Raw genomic sequence first — 17,323 nt, 5'->3', positions numbered from 1 at the left:
GCCAAAGTCAAGGTTGCCCAATTGGATTCATACGCTTGTATTGCTACGCTTTTTTTAGCACCAAGGAACTTAGGATGTAAAAAAGGACAACAATCGGAATTGCCAAAAACTTTAAGGTCAGCAACAGCACCAAACTTCCAATCAAAAATAAATACTTCACTCCATTTTCCTTAAATCCAAGTCCATTGAACTTCAAGGCAAAAAGTTCGATCCCAGAATTCAATAGAAAGGCACTTAGGATGGTCAATCCAATTAAAAACCACTGATTTAGGATAATGCTGTTCAAAACATCATTGTTTTGGTACAACAGTATCAGGGGCATGGACAAAATAAGGAGTGCGTTTGCCGGTGTGGGCAGCCCCCTAAATGAGCTAACCTGATTTTCATCCACATTGAACTTGGCGAGCCTATAGGCAGAGGCCAAAGTAATCATAAAACCGAACAAGGGTAATAGCCCAACATCCGTATGCATTCCAAAAAGGTCTAAATTCCAACCCTCCTTTTGGGCCATGTTCAACAATTGGAACATGACAATTCCGGGGACAACCCCGCTGGTCACCATATCTGCTAAAGAGTCCAGTTGTATTCCAATGTCACTGGTCACCCCAAGCATCCGTGCGGCAAAACCATCCAAAAAATCAAAAAATATCCCCAGAAAAACAAAAATTGCCGCTAACTCCAATCGGTTCATCACCGCAAATACCACTGCAATACAACCACAAAAAAGATTGAGTAACGTAATGAAATTGGGAATATGGGTTTTCATTGAATTTGATTTTTGTAAAAATAAACTAAAAAATAGGCTTTATTTTTTTTCAGTTGACCGCCAAATAACAAATATGTTGATATTTGCTATCCATGAGAATCAAACAACTGTTTCTGCTGCCCTTTCTCCTTTTAACATGGGGGCATTCGGCACAGAACCTTCCGCAATTATCCGAAAATGCCCAAATAAGTGTGCTCACTTGTGGTGCCGGAAATCAATTGTACACTGCCTTTGGACATACGGCCTTTAGGGTGCAGGACTCCGCTTTGGGCCTGGATATTGTATACAATTATGGAACCTTTGATTTTGACAAGCCCAACTTCTACCTCAATTTTGCCAGGGGAAAACTCATTTATTCCTTGAGCCGCAGTAGGTTCGACCGATTTCTTTTCGAATATGAATACGAAAAACGTTGGGTAAAGGAACAACTTTTGGATTTAACATCAGAAGAAGTCAATAGGTTGTTCCAGTTTTTTGAAGAAAACTATCGTCCGGAAAATCGGGACTACCTTTACGATCCCTTGTTCAATAATTGCTCCAACATCACTGGAAAGATATTAAAGGAGGAAGTGGACAATACCATCACGTTTAATGGTGACCATTTGGACCCTAAACACTCCTACAGGCAATTGGTACGTGAATTTATACCCACCAATTCCTGGGGCGCCTTCGGTATTGAACTGGCCTTTGGCAATGTCACCGATAAAACGGCTACCGTAGAGGGCCATATGTTTTCGCCATATTACGCCATGCACCAGTTGCGGAATACCACGCGAAACGGGAAACCCCTCTTAAAAAGGGAGCGTAGCGTTTTGGAATATCCCGAAACCACCGACCATGGGACTTTTATGACCTCTCCCCTTTTTTGGTTCATTGCCCTTCTTGGTTTTGTCCTGGTAATTACCTATTTGGATTTTAAACATGGGACCAGGCACAAATGGCTGGACTTTTTGTTATTCCTGCTTTCAGGCCTGGCCGGTTGTTTGATTTTACTCCTATGGTTTATCACGGATCATTTGGTCACCAAAAACAATTTTAACTTCCTTTGGTTGCTTCCCCCCAATGCCGTAGTTGCATTTTTACTGTTGTTCAACAGACAGCTTTCATGGCTTTCCAACTATCTTAAAATTGCCCTGGGCAGTATGGGATTACTTGTACTTCTCTGGGTGTTTGGCGTACAAAGCTTTTCGCCCCTGATTATTCCATTGATGCTTATTTTGGTGGTGCGATACGTATTTTTACTAAAAAGAAATTAGAGTACAGACTATAATGAACTACCTTACGGTTGAGTCCATTTCCAAATCATATGGCGAGCTGACCTTGTTCTCAGACATCTCTTTTGGTATTAATAAGGATCAAAAAATCGCCTTGATCGCAAAAAACGGAAGTGGTAAAACTTCCATTCTTAACATTATGGCCGGTTTGGACCAACCAGAATCCGGGCAGGTCATCAAAAGAAAGGATATTCGAATATCCTTTCTTCCGCAAGAACCAAATTTAAACCCAAACTTGACCGTTGAAGAAACCATTTTTGTTTCGGAAAGTGAAGTCCTACAAATCATGGCGCAATATGAAAAAGCCCTTCAAAACCCTGAAGATCAAGAAGCTTATCAAAAAGCTTTTGAAGCCATGGACAGGTTTGGTGCCTGGGATTTTGAGACGCAGTACAAACAGATTCTTTTTAAACTCAACCTTTCCCAATTGCATCAAAAAGTAGGTGCCCTTTCCGGAGGACAAAAAAAGCGCTTGGCCCTTGCCAATGCCCTTATCAACAAACCTGACCTTTTACTATTGGATGAGCCCACCAACCACTTGGATCTGGAAATGATAGAATGGCTCGAGGACTATTTCAAGAAGGAAAACATCACACTTTTTATGGTGACCCATGATCGTTATTTTCTGGAACGGATCTGTAATGAAATATTGGAACTGGACAATAATACGATATACTCCTACAAAGGGAATTATAGCTATTACCTGGAAAAAAGGGAAGCTCGGATGGAAAGGGAATCGGTAGAAGCGCATAAAAACAAAATCCTGTACAAAAAAGAGTTGGATTGGATGCGAAGGCAACCCAAGGCACGTACAACAAAATCCAAGTCCAGAATAGACGATTTCCATAAGATAAAGTCCCTGGGCCACCAACGCAGAAAAGAGCACCAGGTACAATTGGAACTCAATATGGAACGTTTGGGCAGTAAAATTGTGGAATTGCACAACGTTCATAAATCCTATGGTGGCCTAACCATTTTAAACAAGTTCGATTACAGTTTTACCAGGGGGGAACGCGTTGGGATCATTGGTAAAAATGGAACCGGCAAGTCTACCTTCCTGAATCTCCTAACGGGCCACACCGCTTTGGACGGTGGAAAAATCGTAGTGGGCGATACCATCAAGTTTGGCTACTATACCCAAAAAGGGATCACGGTTAAGGAAGGACAAAAGGTCATTGAGGTAATACGGGAATTTGGGGGCTATATCCCCCTAAAAAAAGGAAGGCAAATCTCTGCCCAACAACTGTTGGAGCGCTTTCTTTTTGACCGAAAAAAGCAATACGATTTTGTTGAAAAACTAAGCGGTGGCGAACGCAAACGTCTTTACCTATGCACGGTACTTATCCAAAACCCAAATTTTTTACTATTGGATGAACCTACCAACGATCTGGACATTGTAACGTTGAATGTGCTGGAGAGCTTTCTATTGGATTTTCCGGGATGTTTGCTGGTGGTATCGCACGACCGATACTTCATGGATAAAATCGTGGACCACCTATTTGTTTTCAAGGGGGATGGAATCATTGAGGATTTTCCCGGAAACTATACGGACTACAGGGTATACGAAGCAAGTCGATTGCAGGAAGAACGGGAGTTGAAATCCGATACAAAGTCAGAAAAAAATCAATGGAAGGAGAAGGACGATTCCCCAAAACTGTCCTATCTGGAACAAAAGGAACTGAAGCAACTGGAAAAACAGATCCAACAATTGGAGGAACAAAAAGTAGACCTTCAAAACAAGTTTGCCGAAAACGACCTATCCGGGGAAGAAATCAATGACCTGTCAATTCAACTGGGAAAACTGGATGATGAATTGGAGCAGAAAACGGAACGATGGTTTGAATTATCTTCCATCAATGGGGGATAGCCCCGGTTTTATCGCTTTATGAAAAGTGCACAACGATTTTCGACCGTTTTTACCTACCTGGGGTTTTTACTCAAATCCACCAATCAACACGGTATCCACTCGCCCTTTGTATTCCGCTATGTAACGGAATGCCTCTATAAAAAACCCAGGCTATCCAGAAACAGGATGGAGGATATCCTTTTTAAGAGTATTCCCTTTTTTGGAAGCAAAAACATTCATGTGGCGGATGATAATACCCTGGAAAGTCAACTGAAACAGGCATTCCCAAAACTGAATTATGAAAATCCCCCCTTCGATATCATGGTCTTCAAGCACTTCAATTACCAAACATTGATCCGTATAATGCAACAAAAAGGGCTATATAATGACAGTATGGTTCTGGTAAATGCCCTACCAAAAAACCAATTGGAATGGAAAAAGGCCATTGCCCATTCCCAGATTACGGTTAGCATCGATTGTTATTGGGTAGGGTTTCTATTTTTTCGAAAGGAACAAGCAAAAGAGCATTTTACCATTCGTTTGTAAAGAAGTAATTTTAGGAAATATTCAAAAATCATGGATAACACCATCTATATTATCCTAGGAGGGCTGGCCCTGGTCTATTTCGTGGTTTTGTTCTACAACAAAAGGAATACCAGGAAACGGAAGTCCAGAAAGTTTATGGAAGGAAAAAGAAGGCACGAAAAATGAAGATATACACCAAAACCGGCGATAAGGGAACTACGGCATTGTTCACGGGCAAGCGGGTGGCAAAACACCATATCCGGATTGAAAGTTATGGTACTTTGGATGAACTCAATTCCTGGATCGGTCTGTTGCGCGACCAGGAAATCGATCCGCATTACCAAAACACCTTGACCCAAATACAGGAAAAACTGTTTACCCTTGGGGCCATATTGGCTACCGAGCCTACCAAGGACAATAGACTCAAAATTCCCAGGGTGCAAGAGACGGACAGTACTTTTTTGGAGCAAGAGATCGATGCCATGAACCGTGCTTTGCCCCCAATGACCCATTTTATCCTCCCCGGGGGACATACGACCGTGTCATACTGTCATGTGGCCAGAACAATTTGTAGACGGGCCGAACGAATGATATCCTACCTCCATGAAGAAGAACCCCTTCCGGACACGGTGTTGTCCTACATAAACCGCCTTTCCGATTATTTGTTTGTCCTGGCACGAAAATTGTCAAACGATTTAAAAGCCAAGGAGGTAAAATGGATTCCAGAGAAATTGGACTGATTTTTTTGCCCTTACTTTTAAACTATTTTAAAATAAATCTGAAATAAGCAAGTTTTTACTTGGAAGATTCAGTTGAAAAACTATTTTTGCAAAAATTTTAAAATCAAACCATTGCTATGTACTGGACATTAGAATTAGCCTCTTATTTGAGCGACGCACCATGGCCAGCCACCAAAGACGAATTGATAGATTACGCTATCCGGACCGGAGCACCACTGGAAGTTGTGGAAAATTTGCAATCCATGGAAGAGGAAGGAGGGGAAATCTATGAATCCATTGAAGAGATTTGGCCAGACTATCCCACAGAGGAAGACTACCTCTGGAATGAGGATGAATATTAAATAAAATACCTAAAAACACTATAGCCCGAGCCTCTTTATTGAGGCTTTTTTTGTGTAATTTTGGCAGTCTAACCGTTAAGTAATCGGTCGTTTTCACTCTGGAACGGCTTTTGACAATACAAAGGAAACCATATCCATGAGCATTGTAAATTCCATACTAAAGGTCTTTGTAGGTGATAAATCCGAAAAAGATGTCAAGGCGCTACAACCTTTGGTAAAGCAGATAAAGTCTTTTGAATCCGAAATGGAACAGCTTTCGCATGATGAACTTCGACAAAAGACCAATGAATTTAAATCCAAGATAAAGGAAAAATGCGCTTCTATCGATGAAAAAATCGAAGCCTTGAAAAAAGAGGTGGAAGCCTCAACGGATATCGATCGCAATGAGGAGATCTATTCCGAAATAGACAAACTAAATGAAGAGGCCTACAAAGTTTCGGAAGATACGTTAAATGAAATTTTACCCGAGGCTTTTGCGGTGGTCAAGGAAACCACAAAGCGCTTTGCCACCAATGACACCCTAAAGGTCACGGCCACGGAATTTGACCGCTCACTTTCCGGCAGGGCGGATTATGTTAGTCTTGAAGGTGATGATGCCGTTTGGAAAAACTCTTGGGACGCCGCAGGAAAAGAAGTAACCTGGGATATGGTCCATTATGATGTACAGCTTATTGGCGGTATTGCACTGCATCAGGGTAAAATTGCCGAGATGCAGACCGGGGAAGGAAAAACCTTGGTGGCCACCCTCCCACTCTACTTAAATGCACTTTCCGGAAAAGGGGCCCATTTGGTTACCGTGAACGATTATCTGGCAAAACGTGATAGTACCTGGATGGGGCCAATCTTTGAATTTCATGGACTATCCGTGGATTGTATTGATAAGCACCAGCCCAATTCCGATGGCCGTAGGGCCGCTTATAATGCGGATATCACCTATGGCACCAATAACGAATTTGGTTTTGATTACCTCAGGGATAATATGGCCCACACACCAAAGGATTTGGTACAACGTCCACACCATTATGCCATTGTGGACGAAGTGGATTCCGTATTGATCGATGATGCAAGGACCCCATTGATCATTTCCGGACCTGTTCCGGAAGGAGATCGTCATGAGTTCAATGAATTGCGACCAAAGGTTTCGGATATCGTCCAAAAACAACGCCAGCACCTGACCGGGGTTTTGGCCGAAGCCAAAAAATTGATCAAGGAGGGAGATTCCAAGGAAGGTGGGTTCCTATTGCTACGGGTATATAGGGGATTGCCCAAAAACAAGGCCCTCATTAAGTTTTTAAGCGAGGAAGGCGTAAAACAATTGCTTCAAAAAACGGAAAATTTCTACATGCAGGACAACAATAGGGAAATGCCCAAAGTGGATGAGGACCTATTGTTCACCATAGATGAGAAGAACAATCAGATTGAATTGACCGATAAGGGGGTGGATTACATCTCCGGGGAACAGGACAAGGATTTCTTTGTAATGCCGGATATTGGAGGGGAAATAGCCCAAATAGAAAATCAAGGCCTTGAAATTGAAAAGGAAGCGGAGTTAAAAGAAGAGCTGTTCAAGGAGTTCGCCATAAAAAGTGAACGGATCCATACCATGAGCCAACTGTTAAAGGCGTATACCCTTTTTGAAAAGGATGTTGAGTATGTTGTTATAGACAACAAGGTAATGATCGTGGATGAGCAGACCGGTCGTATTATGGATGGGCGGCGTTATTCGGATGGCCTGCACCAAGCCATAGAGGCCAAGGAAAATGTGAAAATCGAAGCGCTGACGCAGACTTTTGCCACCATTACACTCCAGAACTATTTTAGAATGTACAATAAGTTGGCAGGTATGACGGGAACTGCCGTTACCGAGGCTGGCGAATTTTGGGAAATCTATAAGTTGGATGTCATGGAAATCCCAACCAACAGACCTATTGCCCGGGATGACCGCAATGACTTGATCTACAAAACCAAGCGCGAAAAATACAATGCCATCATAGAAGAGGTGACCCAACTCTCAAAAGCCGGTCGTCCCGTACTCATTGGTACCACTTCCGTAGAAATATCGGAATTGCTTTCCAAGTTATTGAGCGTTCGTAAGATTCCCCACAACGTACTGAATGCCAAACTGCACAAAAAGGAAGCGGACATTGTTGCAGAGGCTGGAAACCCCGGAGTGGTCACCATTGCCACCAATATGGCCGGTAGGGGTACCGATATTAAACTGACACAGGACGTAAAAAACGCAGGAGGACTGGCCATAGTAGGTACGGAGCGTCATGATTCCCGAAGGGTGGACAGACAGCTGCGCGGACGTTCCGGTCGACAAGGAGATCCAGGAAGTTCCCAATTCTATGTTTCGTTGGAGGATAATCTCATGCGCCTATTTGGTTCGGAACGGGTAGCAAAAATGATGGACCGTATGGGATTGGAAGAAGGAGAGGTCATCCAGCATTCCATGATGACAAAATCCATTGAGCGTGCCCAGAAAAAAGTGGAGGAAAACAACTTTGGTATCCGTAAAAGATTATTGGAGTATGACGATGTGATGAATGCACAACGTGAGGTAGTCTATAAACGAAGAAGACATGCCATTCAAGGCGAACGCTTAAAGGTGGACATCGCCAATATGGTCTATGATACTTGTGAAGTGATTTCGGAAACCAATAAAATGGCCGATGATTTCAAAAATTTTGAGTTTGAACTCATCAAGTACTTCTCCGTTACCTCGCCCATAACCGAAGAACAGTTCAAGAGCCTGGGCTTTCAGGATATCGCAGGAAAAGTTTATAAAGTGGCGTACGAACACTACCAGACCAAGGTAGAGCGCAGTGCCGAAACTGCTTTTCCCGTGATCAAAAATGTCTATGAAAACCAGTCGGACAAATTTGAACGCATTGTCGTTCCCTTTACTGATGGGGTAAAGACCTTAAATGTGGTCACCAATCTTAAAGATGCCTACGAAAGTAATGGGAAACAATTGGTAAACGATTTTGAAAAGAACATCACCCTTGCCATCATAGATGATTCCTGGAAAACGCACCTACGAAAAATGGACGAACTGAAACAGTCCGTACAGCTCGCGGTCCATGAGCAAAAAGACCCCCTATTGATTTATAAGTTCGAGGCCTTTGAGCTCTTCAAAAGTATGATCGACAAGGTAAACAAGGAAGTAATTTCCTTCTTGTTCAAAGGGGAGTTGCCCGCTGGGAATACCAATCAAATCCGGGAGGCCAGAACGGTACGCAGACCTAAGGAAAAACTACGCACTACCAAGGAAGAGATTCCAAACAGCGATGAACTTGCTGCCCAAAACAGGGCTGCCGGACAAACGCAGGGCCAACGTCCCCAAAAAACGGAAACCATTGTCCGCGAACGTCCAAAAATTGGGCGAAATGAACGTGTCACCATCAAGCATGTAATGTCCGGTGAAAGCAAAACGGTAAAGTTCAAACAAGCAGAGCCTTTGATCAATAAAGGCGAATGGGTGCTGATAGAGGAATAATCCCGTTCAAAAAAGTCATATCCCAATGAGGGCAACCAGAATTCGGTTGCCTTTTTTGATTATGTTATAAAACATGGTTAGATTTACGCCCTGAACACCCCTAAGATTTAAAGTTTAAGGGTACTCCCTTATCCTGTGAATTAGTTGCTAACCGCTAATCCATGAGAGACCGATCCACCGACAGGAAAGCGTCAAAAAAGAACCAATTTATTGAGATACTGAACTATTTTGCTTCGGCCATCTCTTTTGCCCTATTGGCCTATTGTTGGACAAAGGAGCTCCATATCCTTGTATTGTTGGTCCTATTGCTTATGGCCATTTTGTTCCTTGGCAATGGGTTACATATCAGAAAAAACAGTGGATACCGACAGACCCATTCAGGTTTGGAGGCAAAACTCAGGGAAAAGGAAACCCTTTTAAAGGAAGTACACCATCGCGTAAAAAACAACTTACAGACGGTATCCAGTCTATTGAGCCTGCAATCCAGGGCGGTAGCGGACCCAAAGATTGAGGGCATCATTAAAAGTAGCCAACATCGGGTCGTTTCCATGTCCATGGTCCATGAAATGTTGTACAAAAGGGACGATTACACCTCAAAAATTGAACTAAAGCCCTATGTGGAGGAACTTTGCGAATACCTGGTCCGTTCCGTCAAAGGCAATGAAAACAAAGTGACGACCGACTTTGATATTGGCGATTACCGCTTAAGTATAGATACGGTCATCCCTTTGGGATTGATCATCAACGAAACCATCACAAATGCCCTTAAATACGGGATTCCCAATAATACGGAAGGTGAAATAAAAATTCATCTCTCAAAAAAGGGGACAAACAGCTTTGAAATGTATTTGGGGGACAATGGGATCGGTTTCCCAGATGATGTAAATCCAAAAACCACAAAATCCCTGGGTTTGAAACTCATTCATAACCTTGCCAGACAACTCAAGGGCAGCATCGTAAGGGACAATGAAACCAAAGGCACTTACTATCAAATCAATTTTGAGGAAGTGGTAGAGGAATTCAATTCGGTGGATTAGTTGGTTTCCCCTATCTTTAAAGGGACTAACTCAATCACACTTCCTATGTTCAAAAACATCGTTTTTATGGTGCTGTTCCTAAGCACCGGCCTTTGCGCACAAGATTATTTTTACAAAAAATTCCATCCGTTCAACGAGGCCATCCCATCACCTTCCGAATTCCTGGGATATGACATCGGGGAGCATCACACCAGACATGACCTTATCGTAGCCTATTTCACCAAATTGGCAGCGGTTTCCGACAGGGCTTCCATCTATGAATATGGTAAGACCCATGAAGGTAGAAAACTGGTCATCTTGACCATCTCTTCCCCAGAAAATCTTCAGAATCTGGACAACATCAAACAAGATCATTTAGCATTTGTGGACCCTTCAGGGTCCGTTTCAAACTACGATGCCGTGCCCATTTTCATTAACCTGGGCTATAATGTGCACGGAAACGAACCTTCTACTTCGGAAGCGGCACTATTATCGGCCTATACCTTCGCTGCTTCCAATAATCCGGAAATCCTAAATTATATTCGTAACGCCGTGATAATGATCGATCCTACCATTAATCCGGATGGCAGGGACCGTCACACCCAATGGGCCAATATGTATCAAGGCAATCCCGAGGTTTCCGACCCTCAGGATGCGGAACACAACGAATACTGGCCAGGCGGACGTACCAATCATTATTGGTTTGATTTAAACAGGGACTGGCTTCTTGGAATACATCCGGAAAGCCGTGGGAAATTGACCTGGTACCATGAATGGTACCCCAATGTAGTGACCGATTTTCATGAAATGGGAACCCAAAGTTCCTATTTCTTTGAGCCGATGAAAGACAATGCATCATTGAATCCCATCATGCCCAGGGAAAACTATGTGGATTTGAACAATCTTTTCGGAGATTACTTTGCCCAAGCATTGGACAGCATAGGCTCTTTCTATTTCACCAAAGAAGTGTTTGACGGTACGTATCCTGGTTATGGCTCCTCCTACCCCGATCTCCAAGGTGCACTTGCCCTATTGTTTGAACAGGCAAGTTCCAGGGGACATGTCCAAAAAACAGCTTTTGGGGAAATTACCTTTCCTTTCACGATCAGAAATCAGTATGTCACCAGTATTGCCACCGTAAGGGCGGCTGTTGAAAATAAGGCTTACCTAAGAAAATATCAGCAAGACTTTTTTAAGAGCGCATTGGGCAATGCCTCCAAAAGTCGAATCAAGGGGTATTCCTTCAAAGATGACTATGATAAAAATCGGGTGAAGGCCTTTATTGACAAGCTTTTATTGCACAAAGTGGATGTTTATAAGGCCAATGGCTCCTATGTGGTACCGACCAATCAACCCCAATATCGAATGGTACAAAGCTTTTTTGAAACCTACGACAAATATCGGGATAGTGTGTATTATGATGCTTCAGCCTGGTCTGTGGCCAATTTCTACAATATGAAATACAGGCCGGTCACAAGCTTGAACCTAGGCGAAAAAGTTACTTCCACGGAAGAACTGGTTTCGGTGGTTCCGGTCCAAAAAACGGATTATGCCTATATCATCGATTATGATGATTACAATGCAACGGCAGTGTTACATTATCTTCAGACCAACGGAATTACGGTTTCAAGTTCCTTTAAACCGTTTACGGCCAAAACCACGGTTGGAGATAAGGCGTTTAATTACGGGGCCTTGGTGGTTCCGGTATCACTTCAAAAAAAGAGCTCCGATGAAATCTTTGAATTGATCCAAAAAGCCCAAAAGAAATATGATGTGCCCATGTTTTCGGTAAAAACGGGCTATAATGCCAAAGGAATTGATTTGGGAAGCCGTAGTGTAAGTCCCATTACCAAGCCCAAAGCTGCCATGCTTATCGGTACGGGGGTGCGTTCCTATGAAGCTGGCGAGGTTTGGCACCTTCTGGACACCCGTGTACATATGCCGATTACCAAAATACCTTTGCGAAATTTCAATAGGGTAGATTTTGATAAGTACAATACCCTGGTCATGGTTTCCGGTGGATATACCCTAACCAAAAAACAACAAGGGATCATTGAAGCCTGGGTAAAAAAGGGAAATACCCTGATTACCATTGGTCGAGCCTCCAAATGGGTTGTGGACAAAAAATTGGTGAAGGAAAAACTGGTGGAAGTGGCCAAGGATTCCACAAAGGCCGTGGAGCGAAAGCCTTATGTGGATGCCAGGGAAAATATAGGTAAAGAAGAAGTAGGTGGTATTATTTTAAAGGTGGATCTGGATGTGACGCATCCCCTGGCCTTTGGCTATCGGGATACCCAAATCCCGATATACAAAAACAATTCCGTTTGGTTAAAACCAAGTCAAAACGACTATTCCACAGTAGCTAAATACGCCAAGGACGCCCATATTGATGGATTTATCACCAAAAAGAACACCGAGGAATTTCTTAACCATTCCGCTTCCTTAGTGGTGAGTAAATTGGAAGAGGGAAGGGTAATCCTGTTTGCGGACAATCCCAATTTCCGAGGGTCGTGGTACGGCACCAATAGATTGTTTTTGAACGCCTTGTTTTTAGGGGATAAAATTCAAATTCCAGAATAACGATCAAATGAAAAAAACGCTTTCCATTGTAACCGTACTTCTCCTATCAATTACGGTCACGGCACAGGACAACCTAAAGGAAGGTCCCTTTTCCCAACTGATCATAAGAGGGGTCACATTGATCAATGGCAATGGTGCCCCTCCGCGAGGTCCCATTGATATTGTGGTAGAAAACAACAAAATTGTGGGTGTTGCGGTCGTAGGTTATCCTGGTGTGGAAATTGACAGCTCCAAAAGACCCCAACTTAAAGCCGGAGGAAAGGAATTGGATTGTTCCGGCATGTACCTTTTACCCGGTTTTGTGGACATGCACGGCCATATTGGTGGTGTATCCCAAGGTGCGGATTATGATTATGTGTTTAAATTGTGGATGGCCCATGGCATTACCACCGTGCGGGAGCCCAGCGGCCGTGGAATTGACTGGACCCTGGATTTGAAGCGTAAAAGTGAAAAAAATGAAATCATAGCTCCAAGGGTCCTCGCATACACTGGATTTGGTCAGGGAAGTGATGTCCCCATCAGCACACCCGAAATGGCAAGGGAATGGGTGCGCGAGAATGCAAAGAAAGGAGCGGATGGTGTCAAGTTCTTTGGGGCACCACCGGAAATCATGCGTGCTGCCCTGGACGAAAATAAAAAACTGGGACTTCGTTCCGCTTGTCACCACGCCCAAATGGATGTTGGCCGATGGAACGTCCTTCATTCGGCAAGGGCCGGACTCACCAGCATGGAGCACTGGTACGGTCTTCCAGAGGCCCTTTTTGAGGATCGGACCGTTCAGGATTATCCATTGGATTACAACTATCAAAATGAACAACACCGATTTGAAGAAGCAGGAAAACTTTGGGTGCAAGCCGCAGAACCCTATTCCGAGCATTGGAACAAGGTAATGGACGAGTTGCTTGAGCTGGACTTTACCCTGGACCCAACATTCAACATCTATGAAGCCAGTAGGGATTTGCATAGGGCGAGAAGGGCAGAATGGCACGAAACGTATACCTTACCTTCCCTTTGGAAGTTTTATCAACCCAGCATGATCAGCCATGGTTCCTATTGGCATGATTGGGGGACGGAGCAAGAAGTGGCCTGGAGGAACAATTATAGACTCTGGATGACCTTTATCAATGAATACAAGAACCGAGGGGGCAGGGTTACCACGGGCTCTGATTCAGGTTTCATTTTCCAACTTTATGGTTTTGCCTATATACGGGAAATGGAGCTGCTCCGGGAAGCGGGTTTCCATCCGCTGGAGGTGATTCGTTCCTCGACACTGTATGGGGCCGAAGCTTTGGGAATGGAAGACAAAATAGGGACCGTCGCCGTTGGAAAATTGGCCGATTTTGTCATCGTGGAGGAAAATCCCCTTAAAAACCTAAAAGTACTCTATGGGACAGGGGCCATAAGGCTTAACGCGGATAACGAAGTAGTTCGCGTTGGGGGTGTAAAATATACGATCAAAGACGGTATTATCTTCGACGCAAAGAAGCTTTTACAAGACGTAAGGACAACAGTAGCGAACCAAAAACAAAAACAGAACTACAAAATAAAACAACCAGGGATAGATTAGTTTCCATAAGTCTTAGGCGATTTTAGCTTTTTGTTTTTTGGTTTGGAACTTTAGGGCCTTTTTTACCCTGGAATTTTTGAACCTGTACAAACGGGCAACTTTGTTGCTGTAAGCATCCGTTTTTTCAATTTTGACGTTCAGCTCCACGCCTACTGTAATCGTGGCTACCTTTACTTCCTTTTTGGCACCTTGGGCCATAACTGAAGTTGTTAGGAAAATGAAGAGGAAAAAGGTCAAAACTGCTTTCATGATTTGGGTTGTTTTACGTTGTAAAGGTATTTTCACATGAAAGCGGTAGCGATATAACTCGCTGTAGAACACTGGTTTTTCGATTAAAAACCAGTTTCTGGATGAAGTGTAAAAAAGTCTCGACAACCGTTTTTGATCCGATGAACAGCACACTGAAAGGAAGTGCATTTCATCGATGCGAGGTGCGATGGCGCATTGGATTTTTTGACCTAAAAACCTTTTTGGAGAGCTTTATGTTGATGTAAATGGATGCAATTACAAAAACCAAACTCGTACATAAACAGATTAAAGACAGAGTATCCATATTACGCTAATTTGCTTTTGTTTCTCTTGGTCCTAAAGGACAATTCTTTTTTAACACGCGAATTTTTAAATAAATAGAGGCGTGCCATACGCTTACTCTTGGGAATCCGCTTTCTTGTTTGGGGCTCTTCTTGGAGTTGGACCCCAATCGTTTCCATTGGAAATTCCACGTTAACTTCACTTTTGTTCCCCTGGGCCATTGACAGGAAAGCAAAAGCGAAAATTGCCAAGCAGGTTAAAATAGCTTTCATAAGTCCGAATCTTTCTTATATCAAAGCTATTTTCGACCCCTGACCAGTCCGATTTATCTCGCCAAGCGTTCTAAATTTTTCGATTAAAACATCCTTAGGCGCTTAAGTGTAAAAAAATATCGATGAGTGTTTTTTGAGTACAAAACCGGTAATCGGTAACTAAGGGCAATACACCGATAACTAAAAGGGATACCCTAAAAGTAAGTTTGGATCGGGGCAATTTTTGCGGAAGTAAACCAAGTCCTTTTTAGAGCACACCCCAGGATAATCCCCTTGATAATTATCCAAATCCAGGACCAATTGAAAATGCAGGTGGGGTGCGTAGCCCACATTGATGTCCGGAGTCCCCAGGGAAACAAAGGGTTCTCCCTTTTCAATGACCTTTCCCATATAAAGTCCTCCCAATGATTCCAATGATAGGTGTCCGTAAAGGGTATAAAAGGAATCCCCCTTGATTTGGTGCCTTAAAATCACCGTAGGTCCATAGTTTCCGAAATCGGAATTGTTCGCAAAAGAATGTACTACACCGTTCAGTGGTGCCAGAACCTTGGTCCCCGATGTGCACCAGAAATCCATCCCCAGATGGATATCCCTCGGTTCCTTCCCCTTGAATCGCTCACTGTCCCCATACAAGTTTCTCTTTTCCAAATACCCACCATAGGCTACCCTTCCACCATTTCTTTTTAAAACAACGTCCACATAATCCTGACACTCCCGGGCATCGGACACATTGACTGAATTCAGTTCCCTATTGTCTTTGGATAAATTGATAGGGCAATACTGGGAAACGGGAATGCTGCTGTCCAAAATTGGGATGGGTCCTAATCCTTTTTTGATAGATTGTACTATTTCCATTGGATAAATTCGGCTTCAAGATATTTAAAAGGGATTGGATTTTGTAATTTTCAGATTGATTTCAAAAAGTACGAACATGAAGATAACATACTTGGGTCATGCCTCCCTACATTTGGAAATAAACGGAAAGCAAATTATCGTTGACCCCTTTATTTCGGCCAATGAATTGGCCAGGGAGATTGACATTGACAGTCTAAGGGTCGATTACATTTTGGTCACGCATGGGCACCAGGATCATGTCCTGGATGTGGAACGTATTGCCCAAAACAATCCAGAAGCCTTATTGGTATCCAATTATGAAATTGTGGAATGGTTTGGGGGCAAAGGGTTAAACGGCCATCCTTTAAACCACGGGGGGAAGAAGGAGTTTGATTTTGGTATGGTCAAATATGTCAATGCAATCCATTCCAGTGTTTTGCCCGATGGTTCCTATGGTGGAAATCCTGGTGGTTTTGTCATTTCGGCCGAAAACAAAAGAATCTATATCTCGGGGGATACTGCCCTTACCTACGATATGAAGTTGATTCCGGAAACCATGGGCAGTATTGATTTAGCCATTCTTTCCATCGGTGACAACTTTACCATGGGGTATGAAGATGCCGTTACCGCTGCGGATTTTGTGGGATGTAAAAAGGTTATGGGATGCCACTATGATACCTTTCCGCCCATTGCCATTGACAAGGCCGCTGCCCAAAGTTACTTTGAAGAAAAGGGTAAAAAGTTACTGTTACCGGATATTGGTGAAGCCATTAGCCTGTAAAACTTAACATTTTTTAACCCAATTCCTTGTAATCTGTGTGCATATTGCAGTACTAAAGGTAAAAAATACGATTATGAAGTTTTTTTCATTACTCTTTACTGTGGCCATCGCGCTGGGGTGCAATACTATTACCAAGTCGAACAACACAGAATTGGCCCAGGCGAAAATCCCTGAGAAGGTGATACTCTCCCCAGAGGAGTTGCAGCAATATGAGACCGCTTATTTTGCCAGTGGTTGTTTTTGGTGTGTTGAAGCCATTTTTGAAAGTGTAAAAGGAGTTAAAGAGGTAGTGTCCGGATATTCCGGTGGAAGTGAGGAAAACCCGACCTATGAACAAGTGGCCTATGGAAGAACCAAGCATGCGGAAGCGGTTGAGGTATACTACAATCCTAAGGAAATCTCCTATTTGGCCTTGGTCCAGGTATTTTTTGGATCACATGACCCCACAACATTGAATAGACAGGGGCCCGACCGCGGTACCCAATACCGTTCCATTGCCTTCTACAAAAATGGGGATGAAAAAAAGATCATTGAGGATTACATCAACCTATTGCAGTCCGAAAATGTATATGACCGTCCCATAGTTACCGATGTTATGGCTTTTGAAAAGTTCTGGAAGGCCGAGGAGTACCATCAGGACTTTGAGCGAAAGAACCCCGACAATTCCTATGTTCGGGCCGTATCAATTCCCAGATTGAATCGATTTAAGGAAAACTTTCAGGAATTTTTAAAGGAGGAAGCGCATTAGCAT

The 17,323-nt window shown here is 43.2% G+C and carries 16 protein-coding genes; 13 read left to right on the top strand and 3 right to left on the bottom strand.

The genetic code is table 11. The features are described from left to right. Positions 1-43: 43 nt before the first annotated feature. Complete coding sequence (locus L0P88_RS18770) at positions 44-766, bottom strand: CDP-alcohol phosphatidyltransferase family protein (RefSeq protein ID WP_247131441.1); 723 nt, start codon at positions 764-766, stop codon at positions 44-46. 92 nt (positions 767-858) lie between these two features. Between L0P88_RS18770 and L0P88_RS18765 the strand changes: the two genes are divergently transcribed. From L0P88_RS18765 to L0P88_RS18725, 10 genes are all read left to right on the top strand, one after another. Next, complete coding sequence (locus L0P88_RS18765; RefSeq protein WP_247131440.1) at positions 859-2,022, top strand: DUF4105 domain-containing protein; 1,164 nt, start codon at positions 859-861, stop codon at positions 2,020-2,022. Between the two features lie 13 nt (positions 2,023-2,035). Continuing rightward, the gene (locus L0P88_RS18760) at positions 2,036-3,907 is read left to right on the top strand and encodes an ABC-F family ATP-binding cassette domain-containing protein (RefSeq protein ID WP_247131439.1); all 1,872 of its coding nucleotides are present in this window, start codon (positions 2,036-2,038) and stop codon (positions 3,905-3,907) included. Positions 3,908-3,925: 18 nt separating this feature from the next. Continuing rightward, positions 3,926-4,432 (top strand): hypothetical protein, encoded by a 507-nt coding sequence (locus tag L0P88_RS18755; protein ID WP_247131438.1) that lies wholly within the window; start codon positions 3,926-3,928, stop codon positions 4,430-4,432. A gap of 30 nt (positions 4,433-4,462) precedes the next feature. Next, positions 4,463-4,597 (top strand): hypothetical protein, encoded by a 135-nt coding sequence (locus L0P88_RS24010; protein ID WP_281499694.1) that lies wholly within the window; start codon positions 4,463-4,465, stop codon positions 4,595-4,597. After that, a complete protein-coding gene (locus tag L0P88_RS18750; protein ID WP_247131437.1) occupies positions 4,594-5,151 on the top strand; it encodes a cob(I)yrinic acid a,c-diamide adenosyltransferase in 558 nt (185 codons plus the stop codon). Before L0P88_RS24010 ends, L0P88_RS18750 begins: the two co-directional genes overlap by 4 nt. Positions 5,152-5,267: 116 nt before the next feature. Beyond that, positions 5,268-5,492, top strand: coding sequence for a DUF2795 domain-containing protein (locus L0P88_RS18745; RefSeq protein WP_013551418.1), 225 nt, complete (start codon positions 5,268-5,270; stop codon positions 5,490-5,492). A 136-nt stretch (positions 5,493-5,628) separates the two neighbouring features. Continuing rightward, complete coding sequence (secA, locus tag L0P88_RS18740) at positions 5,629-8,991, top strand: preprotein translocase subunit SecA (protein ID WP_247131436.1); 3,363 nt, start codon at positions 5,629-5,631, stop codon at positions 8,989-8,991. Positions 8,992-9,152: 161 nt separating this feature from the next. Then, complete coding sequence (locus tag L0P88_RS18735) at positions 9,153-10,028, top strand: sensor histidine kinase (RefSeq protein WP_247131435.1); 876 nt, start codon at positions 9,153-9,155, stop codon at positions 10,026-10,028. 45 nt (positions 10,029-10,073) lie between these two features. Beyond that, the gene (locus tag L0P88_RS18730; protein WP_247131434.1) at positions 10,074-12,587 is read left to right on the top strand and encodes a M14 family zinc carboxypeptidase; all 2,514 of its coding nucleotides are present in this window, start codon (positions 10,074-10,076) and stop codon (positions 12,585-12,587) included. A 7-nt stretch (positions 12,588-12,594) separates the two neighbouring features. After that, complete coding sequence (locus L0P88_RS18725; protein ID WP_247131433.1) at positions 12,595-14,154, top strand: amidohydrolase family protein; 1,560 nt, start codon at positions 12,595-12,597, stop codon at positions 14,152-14,154. A gap of 12 nt (positions 14,155-14,166) precedes the next feature. On the opposite strand, the gene L0P88_RS18720 is transcribed toward L0P88_RS18725, so the two are convergent. Beyond that, positions 14,167-14,403: a hypothetical protein gene (locus L0P88_RS18720; protein WP_247131432.1), complete on the bottom strand. Its 237-nt coding sequence runs from the start codon at positions 14,401-14,403 to the stop codon at positions 14,167-14,169. Between the two features lie 101 nt (positions 14,404-14,504). Between L0P88_RS18720 and L0P88_RS18715 the strand changes: the two genes are divergently transcribed. Then, positions 14,505-14,648, top strand: coding sequence for a hypothetical protein (locus tag L0P88_RS18715; protein ID WP_247131431.1), 144 nt, complete (start codon positions 14,505-14,507; stop codon positions 14,646-14,648). Positions 14,649-15,137: 489 nt separating this feature from the next. Here L0P88_RS18715 and L0P88_RS18710 read toward each other — a convergent pair whose 3' ends face one another. Continuing rightward, complete coding sequence (locus tag L0P88_RS18710; RefSeq protein WP_247131430.1) at positions 15,138-15,812, bottom strand: peptidoglycan DD-metalloendopeptidase family protein; 675 nt, start codon at positions 15,810-15,812, stop codon at positions 15,138-15,140. 76 nt (positions 15,813-15,888) lie between these two features. Between L0P88_RS18710 and L0P88_RS18705 the strand changes: the two genes are divergently transcribed. Both L0P88_RS18705 and msrA read left to right on the top strand, forming a co-directional pair. Next, complete coding sequence (locus L0P88_RS18705; RefSeq protein ID WP_247131429.1) at positions 15,889-16,572, top strand: metal-dependent hydrolase; 684 nt, start codon at positions 15,889-15,891, stop codon at positions 16,570-16,572. A 73-nt stretch (positions 16,573-16,645) separates the two neighbouring features. Then, a complete protein-coding gene (gene msrA, locus L0P88_RS18700) occupies positions 16,646-17,320 on the top strand; it encodes a peptide-methionine (S)-S-oxide reductase MsrA (protein WP_247131428.1) in 675 nt (224 codons plus the stop codon). Positions 17,321-17,323 lie beyond the last annotated feature (3 nt).

The organism is Muricauda sp. SCSIO 64092 (assembly GCF_023016285.1).
Taxonomy (GTDB): domain Bacteria; phylum Bacteroidota; class Bacteroidia; order Flavobacteriales; family Flavobacteriaceae; genus Croceivirga.
The sequence above is the reverse complement of the archived record's forward strand: the minus strand, read 5'-3'. Positions and strand labels throughout refer to the sequence as shown.

Excerpts from the sequence above, each read along its gene's own strand:
- L0P88_RS18735 (WP_247131435.1), top strand. The coding sequence starts at position 9,153 with ATGAGAGACCGATCCACCGACAGGAAAGCGTCAAAAAAGAACCAATTT.
- L0P88_RS18765 (WP_247131440.1), top strand. The coding sequence starts at position 859 with ATGAGAATCAAACAACTGTTTCTGCTGCCCTTTCTCCTTTTAACATGG.
- L0P88_RS18720 (WP_247131432.1), bottom strand. The coding sequence starts at position 14,403 with ATGAAAGCAGTTTTGACCTTTTTCCTCTTCATTTTCCTAACAACTTCA.
- L0P88_RS18705 (WP_247131429.1), top strand. The coding sequence starts at position 15,889 with ATGAAGATAACATACTTGGGTCATGCCTCCCTACATTTGGAAATAAAC.
- secA (WP_247131436.1), top strand. The coding sequence starts at position 5,629 with ATGAGCATTGTAAATTCCATACTAAAGGTCTTTGTAGGTGATAAATCC.
- L0P88_RS24010 (WP_281499694.1), top strand. The coding sequence starts at position 4,463 with ATGGATAACACCATCTATATTATCCTAGGAGGGCTGGCCCTGGTCTAT.
- L0P88_RS18745 (WP_013551418.1), top strand. The coding sequence starts at position 5,268 with ATGTACTGGACATTAGAATTAGCCTCTTATTTGAGCGACGCACCATGG.
- L0P88_RS18770 (WP_247131441.1), bottom strand. The coding sequence starts at position 766 with ATGAAAACCCATATTCCCAATTTCATTACGTTACTCAATCTTTTTTGT.
- L0P88_RS18755 (WP_247131438.1), top strand. The coding sequence starts at position 3,926 with ATGAAAAGTGCACAACGATTTTCGACCGTTTTTACCTACCTGGGGTTT.
- L0P88_RS18750 (WP_247131437.1), top strand. The coding sequence starts at position 4,594 with ATGAAGATATACACCAAAACCGGCGATAAGGGAACTACGGCATTGTTC.
- msrA (WP_247131428.1), top strand. The coding sequence starts at position 16,646 with ATGAAGTTTTTTTCATTACTCTTTACTGTGGCCATCGCGCTGGGGTGC.
- L0P88_RS18730 (WP_247131434.1), top strand. The coding sequence starts at position 10,074 with ATGTTCAAAAACATCGTTTTTATGGTGCTGTTCCTAAGCACCGGCCTT.
- L0P88_RS18710 (WP_247131430.1), bottom strand. The coding sequence starts at position 15,812 with ATGGAAATAGTACAATCTATCAAAAAAGGATTAGGACCCATCCCAATT.
- L0P88_RS18725 (WP_247131433.1), top strand. The coding sequence starts at position 12,595 with ATGAAAAAAACGCTTTCCATTGTAACCGTACTTCTCCTATCAATTACG.
- L0P88_RS18760 (WP_247131439.1), top strand. The coding sequence starts at position 2,036 with ATGAACTACCTTACGGTTGAGTCCATTTCCAAATCATATGGCGAGCTG.
- L0P88_RS18715 (WP_247131431.1), top strand. The coding sequence starts at position 14,505 with ATGAAGTGTAAAAAAGTCTCGACAACCGTTTTTGATCCGATGAACAGC.